Origin of the sequence: Streptosporangium sp. NPDC006013 (assembly GCF_040614275.1) — a bacterium.
Taxonomy (GTDB): domain Bacteria; phylum Actinomycetota; class Actinomycetes; order Streptosporangiales; family Streptosporangiaceae; genus Streptosporangium.
Genome location: NZ_JBEXUE010000167.1, coordinates 1 through 19,054, shown reverse-complemented (window position 1 = coordinate 19,054; position 19,054 = coordinate 1). Strand labels below are relative to the sequence as shown.

13 protein-coding genes and 1 pseudogene are annotated in these 19,054 nt (G+C 69.9%); 4 read left to right on the top strand and 10 right to left on the bottom strand.

Going from position 1 to position 19,054, the window contains the following annotated elements; translation table 11 throughout:
- Positions 1-115 precede the first annotated feature (115 nt).
- On the bottom strand, positions 116-1,747 hold the full coding sequence (locus ABZ260_RS24440) for a PHP domain-containing protein (RefSeq protein WP_355621800.1): 1,632 nt from the start codon (positions 1,745-1,747) through the stop codon (positions 116-118).
- A 355-nt stretch (positions 1,748-2,102) separates the two neighbouring features.
- On the opposite strand from ABZ260_RS24440, the gene ABZ260_RS24435 reads away from it, so the two are divergent.
- A complete protein-coding gene (locus ABZ260_RS24435) occupies positions 2,103-2,777 on the top strand; it encodes an ankyrin repeat domain-containing protein (protein WP_350928498.1) in 675 nt (224 codons plus the stop codon).
- A gap of 118 nt (positions 2,778-2,895) precedes the next feature.
- Here ABZ260_RS24435 and ABZ260_RS24430 read toward each other — a convergent pair whose 3' ends face one another.
- The 4 genes from ABZ260_RS24430 to ABZ260_RS24415 all read right to left on the bottom strand — a co-directional run bounded on the left by ABZ260_RS24430 (position 2,896) and on the right by ABZ260_RS24415 (position 7,173).
- Positions 2,896-3,852: a YafY family protein gene (locus ABZ260_RS24430; protein WP_355621796.1), complete on the bottom strand. Its 957-nt coding sequence runs from the start codon at positions 3,850-3,852 to the stop codon at positions 2,896-2,898.
- Between the two features lie 54 nt (positions 3,853-3,906).
- Positions 3,907-5,007, bottom strand: a complete 1,101-nt coding sequence (locus ABZ260_RS24425; protein WP_355621793.1) for an epoxide hydrolase family protein — start codon at positions 5,005-5,007, stop codon at positions 3,907-3,909.
- A gap of 64 nt (positions 5,008-5,071) precedes the next feature.
- Positions 5,072-6,241, bottom strand: a complete 1,170-nt coding sequence (locus ABZ260_RS24420; protein WP_355621790.1) for a zinc-dependent alcohol dehydrogenase — start codon at positions 6,239-6,241, stop codon at positions 5,072-5,074.
- Positions 6,238-7,173: an SRPBCC family protein gene (locus tag ABZ260_RS24415; protein WP_355621787.1), complete on the bottom strand. Its 936-nt coding sequence runs from the start codon at positions 7,171-7,173 to the stop codon at positions 6,238-6,240. The genes ABZ260_RS24420 and ABZ260_RS24415 overlap by 4 nt, the downstream gene beginning before the upstream one ends.
- Before the next feature lie 502 nt (positions 7,174-7,675).
- Here ABZ260_RS24415 and ABZ260_RS24410 point away from each other — a divergent pair.
- Positions 7,676-8,530, top strand: coding sequence for a MarR family transcriptional regulator (locus ABZ260_RS24410; RefSeq protein ID WP_355621784.1), 855 nt, complete (start codon positions 7,676-7,678; stop codon positions 8,528-8,530).
- A gap of 6 nt (positions 8,531-8,536) precedes the next feature.
- Here the strand turns inward: ABZ260_RS24410 and ABZ260_RS24405 are convergent, their stop codons facing one another.
- Positions 8,537-10,165 carry an ATP-binding cassette domain-containing protein gene (locus tag ABZ260_RS24405; RefSeq protein WP_350928511.1) on the bottom strand — a complete coding sequence of 543 codons (1,629 nt, stop codon included), beginning with the start codon at positions 10,163-10,165 and terminating at the stop codon, positions 8,537-8,539.
- 93 nt (positions 10,166-10,258) lie between these two features.
- Here ABZ260_RS24405 and ABZ260_RS24400 point away from each other — a divergent pair, with 93 nt between their 5' ends.
- The gene (locus tag ABZ260_RS24400; protein WP_355621781.1) at positions 10,259-10,951 is read left to right on the top strand and encodes a TetR/AcrR family transcriptional regulator C-terminal domain-containing protein; all 693 of its coding nucleotides are present in this window, start codon (positions 10,259-10,261) and stop codon (positions 10,949-10,951) included.
- Between the two features lie 255 nt (positions 10,952-11,206).
- Here ABZ260_RS24400 and ABZ260_RS24395 read toward each other — a convergent pair whose 3' ends face one another.
- Positions 11,207-12,712: a ricin-type beta-trefoil lectin domain protein gene (locus ABZ260_RS24395; protein ID WP_355621778.1), complete on the bottom strand. Its 1,506-nt coding sequence runs from the start codon at positions 12,710-12,712 to the stop codon at positions 11,207-11,209.
- 542 nt (positions 12,713-13,254) lie between these two features.
- Between ABZ260_RS24395 and ABZ260_RS24390 the strand changes: the two genes are divergently transcribed.
- A complete protein-coding gene (locus ABZ260_RS24390) occupies positions 13,255-15,621 on the top strand; it encodes a hypothetical protein (protein WP_355621775.1) in 2,367 nt (788 codons plus the stop codon).
- Between the two features lie 183 nt (positions 15,622-15,804).
- On the opposite strand, the gene ABZ260_RS24385 is transcribed toward ABZ260_RS24390, so the two are convergent.
- The 3 genes and pseudogenes from ABZ260_RS24385 to ABZ260_RS24375 form a co-directional block, all read right to left on the bottom strand.
- Positions 15,805-16,449: an SRPBCC family protein gene (locus ABZ260_RS24385; RefSeq protein ID WP_355621772.1), complete on the bottom strand. Its 645-nt coding sequence runs from the start codon at positions 16,447-16,449 to the stop codon at positions 15,805-15,807.
- 432 nt (positions 16,450-16,881) lie between these two features.
- On the bottom strand, positions 16,882-18,096 hold the full coding sequence (locus ABZ260_RS24380; RefSeq protein ID WP_355621769.1) for a hypothetical protein: 1,215 nt from the start codon (positions 18,094-18,096) through the stop codon (positions 16,882-16,884).
- Between the two features lie 110 nt (positions 18,097-18,206).
- Positions 18,207-19,054: pseudogene (locus ABZ260_RS24375) on the bottom strand (phospholipid carrier-dependent glycosyltransferase); the annotation flags it as partial.

Below are 19,054 nucleotides of genomic sequence, written 5' to 3'. Positions count from 1 at the left end.
TCTTTGTGTGTGCCCCCGCCCGCCCCCCCCGCCGCCCCCCCCCCATACACCCCCTGGTGGAGAAGGTGCTCGGCCTCGCCGAGGGTGGAGGATCCCGCGTCGAGACCGAGGATCGTCATCGGCGCGGCAGAACCCAGATCGGGTTGCTGTAGAACCACAGGTCCTTCCACGGGTCGGCGTCACCGAAGACGTCGATCTGCGGGCCGTGCGGGTCGATGGAGGCGCCGAGCAGGCCGGGGGCGCTGCGGTTGCCGTCGGTGCCGCGCAGCCGCAGGTAGACCGGGCGGTCGACGGCGCCGAGCCGGTAGGTGAAGGTGACGGTGCCGCTGTTCTTGCCGACCTCGAAGGACTGCACGACCTTGGTGGCGGGCGCCGTGAAGACGTCCTTGTCGGAGGCCGGGCCCGTCATATCTCCCTGGATGACATCCACCCGGGCCAGGGTGGGGACGAACTGCGCCCAGTTCGGCTGGTTGGCCAGCGTGATCTCGATGGCGAGCTCGACCTTGTCGCCCCGCCGTACGTGCAGCGTGTCACCGAGGGTGACGCCGCGCTGCCCCCGGCCGGAGATCCGGGCACGCACGACCAGGCCGCTGATCAGGCCACCGTGGTCGACCCAGACGCGGCCCTGCCGGATGCCGTCCATCACCGCGCCGTAGGAGAATCCCTGCGACCCAACGTGCGTGCGGCTGTAGTAGCCGGGCCAGAAGTCACCCGCAGTCAGGTTCTGGACGCCCTTGTAGATCGGGTCCTCGTACTTGCCGTTGGCGTTGAAGTCGCTGTTCGGGCCGCGTTCGCTGGTGTCGGCGTAGACCGTGTGGGAGTCGGAGTTGGCGGTGATCCACCAGCCCTTGCCCTCCGCCAGGAGGCTGTCCCACAGACCGCCCACGGTGGCGGTCATCCAGTCGAAGCCGCCGAAGGTCTTGTAGCTCTCGGCAGGATAGCCGGGCCAGGAGTCGGCACCGGGAGTGCTGTCGTAGAAGCCGCGTCCGGAGCCGGGGCCGTGCGGCTTGGGGATGCCGGCCGCCTGGTGGCCGGGGGCGCCTTCCATGCCGACCGCGATGGAGGGCTGGGCGTCGCGCCACCCTCGGATCTCGTGCGGGGAGTCGAGACCCTTGCGCGCCGGGTGGTTGGCCAGGAAGAGCGCGTCCTCGACGCGGCGGCGCCGGACGGCGTCGGCGAGGAAGTTCAGGCCGGCGATGGCCAGGACCTCGTTCTGCGGGGTGCTGGAGGTGGCGCTCTTGACCGACCCGTCGAAGGAGTTCTCGAACTCCTTGAGGGTGCTCACCTCGTTCCGGCCCGGGGCGACGAAGACGGTGCCGTGCTCGGCGGCCGGGATGTTCCACTCCAGGCCCTGGAAGATGAGGGCGTCCCTGACCTGGGCGCGGGCGGCGACGATGTCGGGGTTGACCTTGTCCACGCCGATTTTGGCGTGCGTGGCGCCACCGTGGTCGGTGATGACCATCCAGTCCAGGCCGTAGGCGGTGGCGTGCCGCACCTGGTCGATCACCCGGTAGATGCCGTCCGAGCTGTACTGGGTGTGGATGTGGTGGTCACCGGCCAGCCACAGGTAACCGTCCCGAGGCTCGCGGTCACCGCGGCTGCGCGCCGTCGTCGCCTCCGCGGCGGCCAGGCCGGGCGTCCCGAGGACGCCTGCAGCGCCCAGACCCGCGCCGAGCAGTCCGGCACGCCGGAACATCTGGCGCCGCGACAGCTGTCCCGGCGAGAGTTCCGCGTCGGGTACCGACATGTCCACGACCGGGGCCATCTCGCCCTGATCGCCTGCGTGGGTCGCATCGTGGTGATGCGGGGGAGAGTGGTCGTGCCCGTGGTTGTGTCCCATGTCGTGCCTTTCGTCCCGCCGGGCAGCTTCGCCTCGGCTACCTGGGCACCCTGGCCCAACCAGGTAAATCTCAGATGAATGGCGGCGGGCCGTTCAGCATGGTCTGTCCTGCGATCTGGAATCCCGCCCGGCGACCCACCGCGGAGCGGTCGTCAGGCGTGGCTGTCCTCACCGGTCTCGCCATCGTGGGCGGCGCGACATCGACGAGGCCGTGGCCGGGCAGCTCGGCTGACGCCCTCGGCAGCGCTGGAAGAATGTGACCGTGGACCGCCGTGGTTTCCTGCTCGCCGGGCTCGCCCTGGCCCTCACCGCGTGCGGCCCCTCCGGCATGAAGGGATCCGCTGTGCTCAACGAACAGTCACTGACCGCCGCAGCCCAAGGCGACGTGGCCAAGGTCCGCGAGGCGATCGCGAACGGGGCCGACATCGAGGCCCGGAACCCGCAGCGCCGTACCGCCCTGCTGCTCGCCGCGGCGGCCGACCACGTGGAGGTCGCCAAGGTCCTGGTGGCCGCGGGCGCGGACCCGAACGCGCTGGATTTTCAGCACGACACGCCCTGGCTGGTGACAGGGGTGACCGGCAGCGTGGCCATGCTTCACGCGCTGCTCCCGGCCAGGCCGGACCTGACCATCAGGAACCGGTACGGCGGGGTCTCGCTGATCCCGGCATGTGAGCGCGGCCATGTGGACTACGTGCGCGAGGTGCTCAAGACGGACATCAACGTCGACCACGTCAACGACCTGGGCTGGACCGGACTGCTGGAGGCGGTCATCCTCGGCGACGGCTCCGCGCCGTACCAGGAGATCGTGGGGCTGCTCATCGCGGGAGGCGCCGACGTGAACCTGGCCGACAAGGACGGCACGACCCCGCTCCAGCACGCGCTCGACAGGGGCCAGAGCGAGATCGCCGCGATCCTGCGTTCCGCCGGAGCACGGTGACCGTCTCCATCGCGATGATCGGCGGCGCCTTCGGGGCCGGACTCGAGGACGACGGCTCCAGCATCGCCCGGTTGAGATGTCGGCGGGTCAGGGTTTCCACAGGTCTGGGAGTTCCTCTCTACGGCCGGGTGGCCCGTTGCAGGCGGGCGGTCAGTGTGCGAAGGTGCTCCACCAGCTCGGGCGGCTCGCGGACGTCGAACTCGAAGCCGAACGCGGCGACCCACACCGCGAGGTGGTCGAGGCTGTCCGAGCCGATGCGCAGGGTGCAGGTGTGGTCGTCGGCGGGTTCCACCACGCCGAGCGTGGGCGGCACCTCCTCGGCCACCTCCGCGGCCGAGCCGTGCATGGTGAGCACCGCCCGGTAGCGGTGGCCGTTCGCGGTCGGCCCCATGGCGAAGTGGTCGGCCAGCTCCTCGGCGGGCAGCGGTCTCGGGCCGAACCGGGGTCCGGTGGGGATGCGCATCGACAACCTGTCGACCCGGAACCTCCGCCAGTCCGAGACGCCGGTGTCCCAGGCGAAGAGGTACCAACGCCGTCCGTGCTGGACCAGCCGGTACGGCTCCACGTCCCGTACGGTCGTCGAGCCGTCGTGCGAGATGTAGTCGAAGCGCAGCCGTTGGTGGTTGCGCACCGCCGAGGCGATCGCGATCAGCGTCGACGGATCGACCGTCGAACCGGGCATCGGCATGATCACCATGGCCGAGCTGAGCATGTCGACCTGGTGGCGCAGTCGTGAGGGCAGTACCTGGTCCAGCTTGGCCAGCGCCCGCACCGAGGTCTCGGCGATGCCCGTGATCGCGCCGCCGGCCGCCGTGCGCAGCCCGACCGCCACCGCGACCGCCTCCTCGTCGTCGAGCAGCAAAGGGGGCAGCGAGGCGCCGACGCCCAGCTGGTAGCCGCCGCCGACGCCGCCGATCGCGGTGATCGGATAGCCCAGAACCCGCAGCTTGTCGATGTCGCGCCGGACGGTCCGGGGGCTCACTTCGAGACGCTCGGCCAGCTCCGTCCCCGACCAGTCGCGGCGGACCTGGAGCAGTGCGAGCAGACGGAGCAGCCGGGCCGAGGTTTCCAACACACGATGATGCTGACACCGATCGCGGTCAGGAGATGACCGCGAATACCAACGCCCTTACGTGAGGTTCCCGAAGAACCGCCGCACGTCCTCGGCGAACACCTCCGGCTCCTCCATGGCGAAGAAGTGCCCGCCGTTGTTCTTCTGCGACCAGTGCACGATGTTGTGGTCGCGTTCCGCGTAGGGCCGGATGCCGTACTCGTGCGACCCGGCGAGCAGCACGCCCGTGGGCACGGTGCCGCGCGGCTTCGGCACCCACGCCATCGGGTCGTTCACCTGCTCGTAGTAGATCTGAGCCGAGGAGCCCGCGGTGCCCGTCAGCCAGTAGAGGCTGACATTGGTCAGGAACCGGTCGCGGTCGATGGGCGTCCCGGCCCACCGGTGGAAGATCTCGGCGATCCAGGCCAGCTGCCCGGCAGGCGAGTCGGTCAGGCCGAACGCGAGCGTCTGCGGCGATCGTGACTGGATGGGGACGTAGCCGGCGGTGGCCTCCTCCAGCTCCGCCGAGCGCTGCCGCTCCGCCTCGGACAGTCGCGCGTCCTCTCCCTCGACCCCCGCCGGGAATGACAGGACGCCGTTGAGGTGGATGCCGACGACGCGCTCGGGGGCGAGGTGACCCATCTCCGGGGCGACGAACGCGCCGGTGTCGCCGCCCTGAACGCCGTACCGCTCATAGCCGAGCACGGTCATGAGCTCGACGAACGCCCCGGCCATGCGGGCGGCCGTCCAGCCGGGCTCGGCCAGCGGCGTTGAGAACGCGAACCCGGGGAGCGAGGGGATCACCAGATGGAACTCCTTGGTCAGCGGTTCGATCACGTCGAGGAACTCGACGAACGAGCCGGGCCAGCCGTGCAGGAGCAGCAACGGCAGCGCGTCGGGATTATCCGAACGGACGTGTGCGAAGTGGATGGTCTGTCCGTCGATGACGGTCGTGAACTGCGGCAGCTCGTTCAGCTTGCGCTCCTGTGCCCGCCAGTCGAAGCCCGTGAGCCAGTGCTCGACCAGCTCCCTGGCGTAAGTCACCGGCGTGCCCCGGCTCCAGCCGGCACCGGGCAGTTCCCCGGGCCAGCGCGTCTGGGTCAGACGATCCCGCAGGGCGTCGAGTTCGGCCTGCGCCACGTCGACACGGAAAGGGACAACGGATGTGCTCTGTGTCATGAGCGCGACCATAGGAACAATCGCGGTCAGGTGGTGTCCGCCAGGAACCGGGGGGAGGACCCCGCTAGGGGGTAAGGACGATCTTGTTGCACTCGTCCTGCTTGTGCTTGAACATCTCGTAGGCGCGCGGGGCGTCCTGCAGCCGCATGCGGTGGCTGATGACGAAGCTGGGATCGATGTCGCCGTTGCGGATCCTGCCCAGCAGGGGTTTCAGATAGCGCTGCACGTGGCATTGGCCGCTGCGCATCGTCAGTGACCGGTTCATCAGCGAGCCCATCGGGAACTTGTCGATCAGGCCACCGTAGACGCCGACCACGGAGACGACTCCACCGTTGCGACAGGACATGATCGCCTCACGCAGGGCATACGGCCGGTCGGTCTCCATCCGGGTCGCCTGCCTGGCTCGGTCGTAGGCGTGCGCGACGCCGGCGGGGTGATGGGCCTCCATGCCCACCGCGTCGATGCAGGCGTCCGGACCCCGGCCGGCGGTCATGTCCCGCAGCGCGTCGAGGACGTCGACCTTCTCGTAGTCGAGCGTCTCGGCACCGGCGCGCTCGGCCTTCTGCAGCCGGTAGGGGAAGCGGTCGATGGAGATGACCCGCTCGGCGCCCATCAGGAACGCGCTGGCGATCGCGAACTGGCCGACCGGCCCGGCGCCCCAGACGGCGATGACGTCCCCGGGCTTGATGTCGCACATCTCCGCGCCCATCCAGCCGGTGGGCAGGATGTCGGACAGGAACAGCACCTGCTCGTCCGGTAGGTCGTCCTCGATCTTGATCGGCCCCACATCGGCGAACGGCACCCGCGCGTACTCCGCCTGACCTCCGGGGTAGCCGCCGAGCATGTGGGAGTAACCGAAGATCCCGGCCGGAGCGTGACCCATGAGCCTCTCCGCCATACCGGCGTTGGGATTGGAGTTCTCGCACACCGAGTACATGCCGTGCTCGCAGGCGCCGCAGGCGCCGCAGGCGATCGGGAAGGGCACCACCACGCGATCGCCGACCCGCAGTTTTCGCACCTCGGGCCCCACTTCCACCACCTCGCCCATGAACTCGTGGCCGAGGATGTCGCCCTTCTTCATGGTCGGGATGTAGCCGTCGTAGAGGTGCAGGTCGGAGCCGCAGATCGCGGTCGAGGTGATGCGGACGACAGCGTCATGAGCGTTCAGGATCGTGGGGTCGGGAACCTCCTGGACCTCGACGGTGTTGCGACCCATCCAGCAGTTGGCTTTCATGAGGCACTCCCTGACATCACGGGCTGGGCGGGGCGTTGTACGGCGTGCCGCAGGGCGTGGGCGCCCTCCAGGGTCCCTTCGGAGCGGACCACCTCTCCGGTCTCCATGACCTGCTTGAACCGGCGCAGGTCGTCTCGTACCTGCTGCTCGGGATGCTCGCCCAGCAGCCTGGCGAAGGCCGCGCCCACCTTGCCGCCCGGAGGGGCGTACCTGAGGTTCACCCGCACCTCCGTGCCGCGTCCGCCGGGCGCGTCGGTGAAACGCACGGAACCGCTGTTGTCGACGGTGGCCTTCCCGGTGGAGCGCCAGGTGATCACCTCGCCGGAGCGGTCCTCGACGATCACGGCCTCCCACTCGATGGCCTTCTTCGCGGGCCCCTTCACCTTCCAGTGCGATCGTCCATCACCGATCGTCCGCACCGACTCCAGGTGCGCCATGAAGCGGGGAAGGTTCTCGAAGTCGCGCCAGTACCGGTACACGTCCTCGCGGGGGCGATTGATCGTGACGGCCGCGTGCAGGCTCATCCAGCGCGCGGACCCCTCCTCCGGACGGTGCCGGCTCGCGCGTATCGCGGCGCACAGGTCGGCGGCCGTGACGACGGCGACCGTCGCCGCCACCGCTGTGACGCGGCCACGTCTCCAGCCGGTGCGGCCGGTGATCGCCCGGCCCAGCAGAGCCAGGTCCAGGGCATCACCCGCGACCCGGGCCCACACCCAGGGAGCGGGATTGCGGCTGCTCAGCAGGGTCGCCGCGTGAAACAACTCCCGTACGCCCACCAGCACCACCGCGCCGAACGCCTTGGGCGAGTCGTCGACCCCGGCCAGGCGGCTGACGGCACCCGGTGCGGCGAGCTGCGCCACGCCCAGTCCCAGGCTGGTCCAGCCCAGCGCGCGAACGAGAGGGGGAATCGGGTATTCGTGTTCTTCAACCATGATCTTCCTCACCTGGGTGGTGGCTTCCCGCCGCTCCAGCGGTGGCCACGACCGCTCTCGCCGCCCCATCCGCGGTAAGGGCACCCCGCCCGGACGGTCGTCCCTCCGGTCTACGGCGCACCCGCGGTAGTTCTCGTCCCTACCCCCGCTGACCTGGGATGACACCGACCGTCCGAATCCTTCAAATAGTCCTGGACTTTCCTGAGACCTCCCCTGTGGCACGTCTTCGGTGATCGGGAGCGGCCCGCAAGCGCCGGTCGCCGGTACTCCGGCCTCTTCAGGAGTCGATGGGATCCGAACGGCCTTGTCGTTCGTCTCGTTCCGCTGGGAAGAGGCCCGAGACCCCGCGCGCGAGGGGGTTACCGGCCGTCACGAAGGGCGGTGCCGAGGGCCGCGATCTGGCTCCTGCCGGTGGTCAGCGCGGTCTTCAACCGTCAGCAGTGCCATACGTCAACTCTTTGAACAATCAGCGCCGCTAGGCTTGTTCGGGGAGGTGGTGGCCGTGTCCGATCAGCAGGGAGGGGCCGTCGGCGAGGAGTCCGGGCCGTTGCACGTGACCATCGGCCATCTACTGCGGCGGGTCTTCACCGGCATCACCGGCGAGGCCATACGGGGCGGGCCGCAGTCCCGTGACTTCGTGGTGCTCGACATGCTGGCCGACGAGGACGCGCCCTCGCAGCAGGACCTCGCGCACCGCCTCGGCATCAATCGGACGATCATGGTCAAGCTGCTCGACCGGCTCCAGCAGGCCGGTTACGTCACCCGGACCCGCAACCCGGCCAACCGCCGTACCTATGTCCTGTCACTGACCGACGAGGGCCGTACCGCGCTGAAGAACATGCGCCAGGCCGTCGCCGACCGGGACGTCCGGCTCACCGCCCCGCTGACCCCGGCCGAACGGCGGCGCCTCACCGAGCTGCTGAGCAGGCTGGTCGCCCACGACGAGCGGTCCACCATCGCGAGCACCGAGCACCTCATCGCCCAGGCCCACTACCACCTGCGCCGGCTCGGCGACCACAGGTTGGCGGAGTACGGCCTGCGCACCCGTCACTTCGTCCTGCTGCCCGCCCTGGACCGGCTCGGGCCCTGCCCCCAGCAGCAACTCGCCCACTACCTGGACCTCACCGAACCGGCCGCCGCGTCGCTGGTCGAGGAACTCGTCCAGGCCGGGATCGTGGTCCGCGGCCAGGACCCGCACGACCGCCGCCGCTACGCCCTGGAACTCACCGACCTCGGCCGCGCCCGCCTCCCCGCGGTCCGCGACGCGATGCTGGGCGTCGAGCACGACGTCGAGAAGACCCTCGGCCCCGAAGGCGCCCAGGACCTCCGCGCCCTGCTCGTCAAGCTCCTGCGGTAGGCGAGTTCAGCGGGAGCGCTCCACTCGGCCCTCGTGCCAGACCGGTTCGGGGCTCTCGTAGACGGTTCCGTCGGCGCCGAAGATCAGGAAGCGATCGAGGTCGGCGGCGAACCAGCGGTCGTGGGTGACGGCCAGGACGGTGCCGGAGAAGGCGGCCAGGCCCTGTTGCAGGGCCTCGGCGCTGGCCAGGTCCAGGTTGTCGGTCGGCTCGTCGAGCAGGAGCAGGGTCGCGCCTGACAGCTCCAGCAGCAGGATCTGCAGGCGGGCCTGCTGGCCACCGGACAGGGTCTCGAAGCGCTGGGACGCGGCGGGGGCGAGTTCGTAGCGGGCGAGGGCGGCCATCGCGTCGTTCAGAGTGAGCGGGTGACCGGCCAGGACCAGTTCGACCGGGGTGTGGCCGTGCAGGTCGGGGCGGGCGTGGGTCTGTACGAAACGACCGGGCACCACCCGCGCTCCCAGCCGTACCGAGCCGGTGTGCCGCACCGTGGGCGCCGCGTCGCCCGCGGCCTCCTGGAGCAGGAGCAGGAAGTGGGACTTGCCCGAGCCGTTCGAACCGAGCACCCCGATGCGCTCGCCGTACCAGATCTCGGTGTCGAACGGCCGCATCAGGCCGGTGAGCTCCAGGTTCTCGCAGATGACGGCACGCTTGCCGGTGCGGCCGCCGCGCAGCCGCATCCGCACGTTCTGCTTCCTGGGCGGGCGTTCCGGTGGGCCGGCCTCCTCGAACCTGCTCAGCCGGGTGCGCGCGGCACGGTAGGCCGAGGAGACCGCGTCGTTGTTGGCGGCGGTCTGCCGCAGGGTGCGCACCAGGTGTTTGAGCTTGGCGTGCTCCTCGTCCCAGCGCCGGAGTCGCTCCTCCAGCCGGGCGATACGGGCCTCGCGGCCCTGGGCGTAGGTGGCGAAGCCCCCGCCGTGCACCCAGACGCCACGTGACTCCACGGTCACGATGCGGTCGGTGGCGCCGGCCAGCAGCTGCCGGTCATGGGAGACCAGCAGCACGGTCTTGGTGCTGGCCCGGAGCTGGTCCTCCAGCCACTGCTTGCCCGGTACGTCCAGGTAGTTGTCCGGTTCGTCCAGCAGCAGGACCTGGTCCGGGCCGCGTAGCAGGGCCTCCAGGACCAGCCGTTTCTGCTCGCCTCCCGACAGGGTGTTCACCGGACGGTCCCGGACGGTGTCGTAGGGCAGGCCCAGGGCCGCGGTGGTGCAGGTGTCCCAGACGACCTCCATGTCGTAGCCGCCCGCGTCGGTGTAGTCGGTGATCGCCTGCGCGTAGGCCAGTTGGGTCTTCTCGTCGTCGTGAGCGGCCAGCGCCGACTCCGCCCGCTCCAGGCTCGCGGTGGCCGTGCGGACCCGGTCAGGTGCCACCGAGAGCAGCAGGTCGTGCAGGGTCCGGCCGTCGCGGACGCTGCCGATGAACTGCCGCATCACCCCCAGCCCGCCGGAGTGGACCACGCGGCCGTCGTCCGGCTGCACATCTTGGGCGATCAGCCGCAGCAGGGTGGTCTTGCCCGCGCCGTTCGGTCCCACCAGACCGGCCTTGACCCCGTCGCCGATCCGGAACGACACCTCGTTCAGGAGCAGGCGCCCGTCCGGCAGCACGTAGGTCAGCCGGTCCACCTCGATATGTCCCGCCACTGCCGCCCCCTTTTGCTTGATACGGGCGCCGGATCGTTGTTCCGGTGACTGGATCAACGATCCGGTGCTCGATCAACATACTAGACTCGCCTCGTGGAGAAGAGCAGGGCGGGAAACGTGTGGCTGCGATCGTCCGGGGGCGCGGGGCGCGACGCCCCCCCGCTCAGCCGGGACCGGATCGTCGAGGAGGCCGTGGCCCTGCTGGACGAGGAGGGCGCCGGCCGCCTGACCATGCGACGGCTCGCCGAGCGGCTCGGTACCGGCTCCACCACGCTGTACTGGCACGTCAAGACCAAGGACGACGTCCTCGACCTCGCGCTCGACGCGATCTTCGCGGAGGTCGAGATCCCGCGGGACGGGGAGCGCGACTGGCGTGCCGGCATCACCGCGCTGATCGGAGGATGGCGCGCCACGCTCCTGGAGCACCCCTGGTCGGCGGCGCTGCTGGGCCGGCCGATGCTGGGCCCCAACGTGCTCGCCCGCAGCGAGTTCCTGTACGCCACCCTGCTGGGAGCCGGGGTCGTCGAGCCCCACCTCACCGCCGCGGCGTACGGGCTCTCCAATTACGTCATCGGCTCCGCCCTGATGCAGGCCACCTGGCTTACCGGTGAGGAACCGGCGGTGCGGCAGGCGGCCGGAGAGCACCTGCGCGCCAACCGTGAGCGCTATCCCGCGCTCGCCGCCCATGGCCCCCTCGTCGTGGACGGCGACTGGGACACCGGCTTCGCCCTCGGCCTCACCTGGCTCCTCGACGGCATCCAGGCGAGCCGCGCTCCGTCGACGTGATCGGTCGAGCACCGGGAGGTCGCCGCGGCACACCCTTCGGGGGGCACGGCGCCGCCTGACGTCCCGGAGCCGGGACGGCGTGCCGGGGGTGAAGGCGGTCGCGGCACTCTCCGTTGCAGGGGGCCAGGGCCTGGGTGATCTCCTGTCGCCCGGTGCGGACGGCGGTCGCGGTGAACGGCAGCCGGCCGGTGGGCCGGAGTCGGTGTTGGGGCGGTGGGTGCTCACCGCCCCAACGGGGTCATGCGAAGGTGAGGGTCAGCCGCGGCGCCACTTCTGGTTGGCGCCGCCGTTGCACTCCCAGAGCTGGAGCGGGGTGCCGCCACCGCCCCAGCCGGTGACGTCCACGCACTTGTTGGCCTGCGGGTTGACCAGGTCGCCCGCGCCGCTCAGGACGAACTGCTGTGCCGGGTTGCCGCTGCAGTTGGCGAGCTGGATGGCGGCACCGTTGGCGGTGGAGCCCCAGGCCACGTCCATGCAGAGGCCGAAGGCGCGGACGGTGCCGTCGCCGGGGAAGGTCCAGTTCTGGGCGTTGGTGTTGTTGCAGTCCCACAGCTGCAGGCGCTGGCCGTCGGCGCCGTTGCTGTTGGGCACGTCGATGCACTTGTCCTGCCAGCCGATGAGCCGGCTGGTGTTCCCGCCGCCGGTGGTGGTCAGGGTCAGGCCGTACGCGCCGAGGACCTCGTTGACCGGCTGGTAGAAGGTGTTGCCGCCGGTCGAGCAGTTGCCGGAGCCGCCGGAGGTGATGCCCTGGGCCTGGTCACCGGTGATCCAGGCGCCGCCCGAGTCGCCGCCCTCGGCGCAGGCGGTGGTCTGGGTGAGCCCGTAGACCAGCGATCCCGAGTAGTTGACGGTCACGTTCTTGGCCTGGATGACGCCACAGCGCCAGCCGGTGGTGCGCCCGGACCGGCAGATGGAGGCGCCGACCACGGCCTCCTGGGAGCCCGCCACCGAGACGTTGCCGCCGCCGTAGTTGTTGACCCACGGGCGGGGGGTCCAGTTGCCGTTGGTACGGACCCAGGCGTAGTCGTTGCCGGGGAACGACGAACCGGCGAAGGTGCCCTGGCTGACGTTGTTGTAGCCGAGGGTGGGGCTGCCGGTGCCGCCGCAGTGCCCGGCGGTGACGAAGCCGCCGTTGTTGACCGAGAAGCCGACCGAGCAGAGCGTGTTGCCGTTGATGACGTACTGGTCGCCGCCGCGGATGTCGTAGAGCGGCCTGGGGGCCTGGCCGACGGCGACCTTCACCGCGTCGGAGTCGACGGCGCTGCTCTTGACGAAGCTCTGGGCCGCGTCGCGGTCGGCGGCCGACACCACCACGGTGTTCGCGGCCAGGTCCACGTGCCAGCTGTAGATGTCCTTGCCGGCGGCCTCGGCGGCCTTGTCGAGGGTGGCCTTCGTGGCGTCCAGCTGCTTCTCGCTGCGTGGCACGATCACCGGCAGCGCGCCCGCCCTGCGGACGAGCTCGGCGTCCTGGCTGTTCAGAACGCCGACGGAGAGCCGTCCCTCGGCGGGGGTGAACCAGGCGCCGGCGAACCGGTCGGCGAGGCGTTTGCGAAGGTTCCGCTCCACCACCGATGCCCCGGCCTCGTGGGCCTGCCGGATGCGGGCCTGGGTGGGGGTCAGGCCGAGATCGCGCTGTAGCGCCTGCTCGGGGGAGGCGGACGCGGACGGGTTCGGGCCGGGCGGGGCGGCCTGTGCGGGGGCTGCTGGGAAGACCAGCGCGGCGGCGACTACCGCCGCGCCGGTCAGCACGGTGAATCTCACGGCAGGTCCTCTGAGGTTGGGGGGTGGACGAGGCGTGAGAGCGCTCTCTCGAAAGAAACTTTTACATTTGTAAATTTTTAAGTCAAGAAGGTCATCCCCCGAATGTGATCTCCGGGCGGGGTCTCGCCGGCCCGCATCCCTTTTGTGACCTGCGTGGTTTCCGCCGCCCCGGGACTGCCGGAGGCCGTCGAAACTTGTGCGCCAGTCCAAGGATGGGCGGAATGTCGGTGTTCTCCGATGCGGCTGCGGACTGCGCGGCTCGACCGGTTCGATCGGCATCGCCGAGAACCGGCTAGGGCTGCGGTAGTCGAGTCCACACCACGACTGTCTGACAGGTCTGGCGAATGGGGTCACCACCAAATGTCATTTACAGACTCGCAAAAACCCCGTAACCCTCACGGGCCACCATGCACGATCTGATTCGGGTCGTACATGCAAAAACCCCACCAATAGCGGACATAAGCACTGCATGGGGCATTGTGCTCGAAGGGAAAAACATGCGCTTGTACGCGCAGGCCAGGACACGGACCCTCGTCGGAGCCGTGACTGCCGCAGTCATCTCCACGATGCTCTTCGCCGGACCCGCCCACGCCGACCCACCCGTATCGGGAACCGGTGAAGACGGTGCCTGGTCGATCGAAACCGTGGAGGGTGGCTACAAGATCACGCTCCAGCTCACCGAGCCGCTCCCGGTACGGGACGCCATACCGGAACTCGCTGTCGACGGCACCTCGCTCGGCCCCGCCGTGGAGTCGCCGGACGGTACGACCCTGACGATCACCACGTCCGATCCCAAGGCCTCCGCGGCGGCGTCCGTCAACGTGGCCTGGAACGGCGAGGTCCCCTCGGAGGCCGCCCCCACCGCGAGAACCGCCCCCGAACCGGTGCCCCCCCAGCAGAAGAAGCCGGGCAACCCCCCACCGATCGACCCGGCGGCCCCCGGGCGCTACACGGTCGTCCACGACGAGTACAACCTCGGCGACACCGCCATCACCCTGGCGGGCCTCGGCGGCAGGCAGGCCGAGATCCGCGCGAAGGTGTACCTGCCGAAGGAGGCCACCGGCAGGCTTCCCCTGGTCGTCTTCCAGCACGGCCGCCACTCCGCGTGCTACAACCCCGTTACGCGCCAGACGTCGAACAGCACCTGGCCGTGCCCGGCCGAGCAGCAGCCGATCCTCAGCTTCACCGGGTACGACGGCCCCGCCGACGTGCTCGCCAGCCACGGGTACGCCGTTGTGTCGGTCAGCGCCAATGGCGTCAACGCCGCCGACAACCCGTTCAGCGAGGACCGGGGCGCTCTCGCGCGTGGCGAGGTCGTCATGCGCCACCTCGACCTGCTCGCCGACGCGACGAAGGGGACGGGCGACGGCAAGCTCGTCGAGCTTTTCAAGAAGCGTCTCGACATGGACGACATCGGCCTGATGGGTCACTCACGCGGGGGTGAGGGCGTCGTCAAGGCGGCACTGCTCAACGCCGGGCGTCCCAAGCCTTACGGGATCAAGGCGGTTCTCCCGCTCGCGCCCACCGACTTCGCCCGTGCGACCCTGCCCAACATCCCGATGTCCGTCTTCCTGCCGTACTGCGACGGGGACGTCTCCAACCAGCAGGGCCAGCACTTCTACGACGACTCCCTGTACGCCTTCGAGAAGGACAAGGCGTTTCGCTCCTCGCTCATGATCATGGGCACAAACCACAACTTCTTCAACACCGAGTGGACACCGGGCGTGGCCATCGCGCCGGCGTCCGACGACTGGGGCAACCGGAACGACCCGGTGTGCGGCAGCACCGCCGCCCCCGGTCGGCTGACTCCGGCCGAGCAGTACGCGGTGGGCACGGCGTACATCGCCGGGTTCTTCCGTCTCGTCCAGGGCGAGGAGCACAAGCTGCTCCCGCTGTTCGACGGCAGCGGCGCCATTCCGGCGTCCGCCGGGCGTGCGGTCGTCCACACGGTCGCGCAGGCCGAGGCCGACAAGCGCCTCGACGTGGCTCCTTTCACGTCGCCGTCGTCGTCCTTCACGGTCTCAGGCGCGGCGACCGGCGTGATCTGTGCCGGCATGATGGACCGCTCGCCGCAGAGCGGCTTGCCCACCTGCGCCACTAGGCTGACCACGTCGCAGGCACCGTCCTGGACACCCGCGACGTACGCCGGGAACGTCACCGCCACGCCGGTCCTGCGGTTCGCCTGGACCGACACCACCGGTGAGGTGAGCGTCCCGCTGCCCACGCGGTCGCGGAACGTCAACGGCTACGACGCGCTGACCTTCCGCGCTGCCCTCGACGAGAACGCGACAGGGAACGTCGACCTGGCGGTCACCGTCGTCGACGGTCGCGGCACGATCGACACCGTGCTGGTCTCCAGCGTGAGTGACGCCCTCACGCCGTTCCCCGGCACGGCCTCGCCACTGCCCAAGACGTGGCTGCGGACGGTGCGCGTCCCGATGTCGTCTATCGACAAGGTCAACCTGCGTGACGTACGAGAGGTCCGCATCACCGGCGCGAGCCCGACCGGCGGCGTGTACCTGGGCGACCTCGCGTTCTCCGATGTCCGGGTGGGCAAGGCCGAGCTGGACAAGCTGCCACAGGTCTCGCTCCAGGGTCTCACCGTCCCCGAGGGTGACGGTCCCGGCGTCGCCACCATGACGCTGACGCTGTCGGAGCGGAGCAAGAAACCGGTGACGGTCAACGTCCAGTCGATCGTCAGCGGCACCGTGCCGGTGATCACGGCGCTGGCCCAGCAGGTCGTCATCCCCGTCGGGGCGAAGTCGGCCACCTTCCAGGTGCCGATCGTGGGAAACACCACACCGGCGACGGCCGCGCAGTCGTATCAGGTGGTCGCGTCCGTGCCGACGAACGCGACGATCGGGGGCGGCTTCACCCGCCTCATCGTCACCGACGACGACGCGCTCTGATCTCAACGGGTACGGCTCGCCGGCCGTACCCGTTGCCGTGAGGTCGCCGGCGGTTCGAGCCCTGCCCCGCGGCCTGATCTCGATGAACGGCGGTGGTGTGGTGCCGAGAGATCACGTGGCGTTCAGGGCCTCCGACCACCGGCCGGGGCGCGCCGTGGAAGCGGGCCCCGGCCAGGGGGTGGATCAGATGGAGCCGCTCTCGATCGCCTGCTTCAGGCCCGCCTGGGTCACCTCGTGGGAGGCGACGCCGTTCGCGACGACGAAGTCGATCAGTGAGGTGTCGGCGTCGAAGGTGAGGTACTCGGTGACCTTGGTCTTCCCGCCGGTCAGCTTCGTGAAGACGATCTTCTGGTGCGTGACGACGCCGGGCAGCGACCAGGTGTCCGTCTCGTAGTAGAGGGCGTCCGCGTTGATGCGCTGCTGCGCGTGCGTGTTGCTGGTGACGATCGCGCCCTCGTAGGGGATCTCCTCGACGGCGGTGAAGTTGATGTGGCGCTTGCCGTACTTGGACCAGTCCTTGTGGGTGACGACCCGCTTCAGGAACGAGTGCATGCCGACGTGGTTGTTGATGTTGGAATATGCCGCGAACACCTTGGTGACGGGGGCGTTGATCGTGATCGAGATGCTGCTCTGGGCCCGGCTCCGGCCGGAGCCGGCGGCGGGAGGCGTGGTGTCGTAGAACTTCTGGGTGTCCCATGCGGTCTGCCACTCGGCGGCGAGCTGGGCGTCGCTCGCCGGAGTGTCGGCGCTGGCGGGGCTGGCGAAGACTGTGATGACAAGGGCCGCGGCGAACAGTTGGGCCGCGAGGAGTCGAAGGTGCTTCTTCACGTGTACCCCAAGAGGAGACAATAGGTGCATGTGATCTTCTATCGCATGTTGTTGTGATCTACGAGATTTCGTGGCGAAGAAGTGATAAATTTTCGCGACGCCGCACACCCCGGCGCGAGGTACCGGGCACTGCCGCGGCAGCGTCGGTGACCTCTGCTCCCGGGTGCCCTCAGGTGTGTTCCTGCCGGGGCAGGACCACCTCCCGCAGGACGAACAGGACGGCCGCGGCGATCGGGATGCCCAGGGGATGCGGCCGCCGCTGGGTCGCGGTCGGCGGGGGTGGGCTCGGACACCAGCGGACACTGCCCGTTTTGTGGGGAGATGGCCAGCTTCCGACAGTCGTGATTTCCCTCGCCGCAGGCTCCGGCGCCGCGCCCGCCCGGCCCTCGTACGGCTCCGGTCGGCCGCGGCGGCGGAGCACGCAAAGGAAGGTCAGGTCATGTTGACGTACTGGCGGGGCCGGAGGGCGTGGCTGCGGAGGGCGGCCAGGGCGGCCGAGCGTCCGGCGGGGGTGAGGCTGCCGTCGACGCGCAGGCCGAAGGCGTCCAGGCGCCTGTTCAGCTCGGTGAGCGAGGCGTCGACCTCCACGGTCTGCCACTCCGCGCAGTCGATCACCGCCGTGACGTGGTCGCGGTCGGCGGGGGCGCCGTCGGCGAGCAGCATCAGCGCCACCTCCCTGGCCGAGGTACGGAAGCCGCTCTCCCCCGAGACGGGGGCCAGCAGCGCGGAGGCGGCGGTCTCCCAGAGCAGGTCGGCGTCGCCGAGCAGGCGCTCACCCGCCGGGGTGGTCACCAGGCGCCTGCCACTCTGGCGCAGCGCGCCCATGTGGCCCTGGGCCACCTCGCGGACCGCGGCCAGCTCCGCGCCGCTCCAGGTGCTCTCCGCGAGCACGGAACGGGCGAGGTTGTCCCGCTGGGTCAGCGGGATGCCCCCCGGGCGGCGGCCCACGGTCAGCAGCCAGCGCAGCGCGCCCAGGTGAGCCTCGTCGGGTGCCGGGATGGGGGCGTGCAGGCGCACCTCGAAGGGCTGGGCGAGCTCGCGCCAGGCGGTGCCCCGGCCGAGGACCCAGCGGTTGAGCCGCTCGCCCTGGACCCGGTGGAGCCAGTTGTCGCCGCCCAGCTCCGAACGGGGCGCGGTGAGCCAGTGGCTGGTGAGCGTCTGCCGTTCGGCGGAGTCGGGGGTGAGCCTTCCCGAGACGATGGCCAGCTCCAGCGCGGCCGAGCAGGCGCCGTGCGCGCCCAGTTCCTCGGGGCCCATGATCGAGCTCCAGTGCAGCTCGGGAACGTCGGGCGGGAGCACGCCCGTGGCGTCCAGGGCGCTCTGGTAGGCCGCCATGCCCGCGTCCTCGCCCAGGCGGGCGTAGGTGCGCAGGATGTGGGCGGTGGTGGGGGAGGAGCAGAGGGCGGCGTAGCGCTCCAGGCCGCCCAGCCGCAGCAGCCGGCCCAGCGCGTGGGCGATCACGGTGCGGTCTCCGGTGACCTTGGCGGGCAACGTGTACCAGAGGAACTCGCACACGTTGAGCTCGGTGATCGTCTCCAGTGGCTCGCCACCGGTCAGCCAGTCGATCGCGCTGCGTGCGTGCTCGGCGGAGGCGGGTTCGGAACGCTCCAGCTCCGACAGGAGTGCGGCCACGTCCGGTGCAGGCATGCCTCGAAGTCTGCCGTATGCGGGCCTGCTCTGACGATGAACGTGACGTAATGGATCCTGCACGGTGCCTACCCTAGGAAATGTCTTCTAAGTGGCTCATATGCGAGCTGTCAGATCCAGCCTTTCTTGAAAAGCATTCGTGAACTCCACTCGGCGTAGGGGATGATCTCGGCGGTGAGCACCGGGTGGAGCCACCAGAAGTTGACCAGTGCCAGCAGGGTGAAGGCCCCCACGATCGCGGCACCGGCCATCCGCCGCCCGGGCGGGGCGCCGGACGGGCCGATGATCATTCCGGCCGCGAGCACGATCGCCAGGATCATGAACGGGACCATGGGGATCGCGTAGAACAGGAACATGGTCCGGTTGTCGGCGATCGCCCAGTAGAACCAGGGGAGCCAGCCCGCGACGTAGCCGAGGAGCACGGCTCCGGCGCGCCAGTCGCGGGTGGCGACGTACCAGGCGACCATGGCGATGAGGGCGGCCAGGCCGCCGTACCAGATGACCGGGGTGCCGACGCCCAGGACCGCCTGCGAGCAGTTGTCGGTGCCGCAGGTGCCCTTGGGGCTCTCGTAGAAGAACGCCACGGGGCGGAGCAGCAGCGGCCAGGACCAGGGGTCCGACTGGTAGTTGTGCGGGGTCGCCAGCCCGGTGTGGAAGCTCAGCACCTGGAAGTGGTAGCTCAGCCAGGAGCGGAGGGAGTCGAAGACGAAGAACACCGGGCCCTGCGAGGTCGCCTGCGCCCAGTTTCGGCCCCAGCCGCCGGGGGAGGCGAACCAGCCGGCCCAGGAGGCGATGTAGGTGATCGCCGGCAGCAGGGCCAGCGCGGGCAGGGCGCTCGGCAGGTCCTTGCCGAAGACCCCGCCGTACGGTCTGCGCAGGCCGATGGCCCTGCGGGCGCCGGCGTCCCAGACCAGGGACATGATCGCGAAGGCGACGAGGAAGAAGATCCCCGACCACT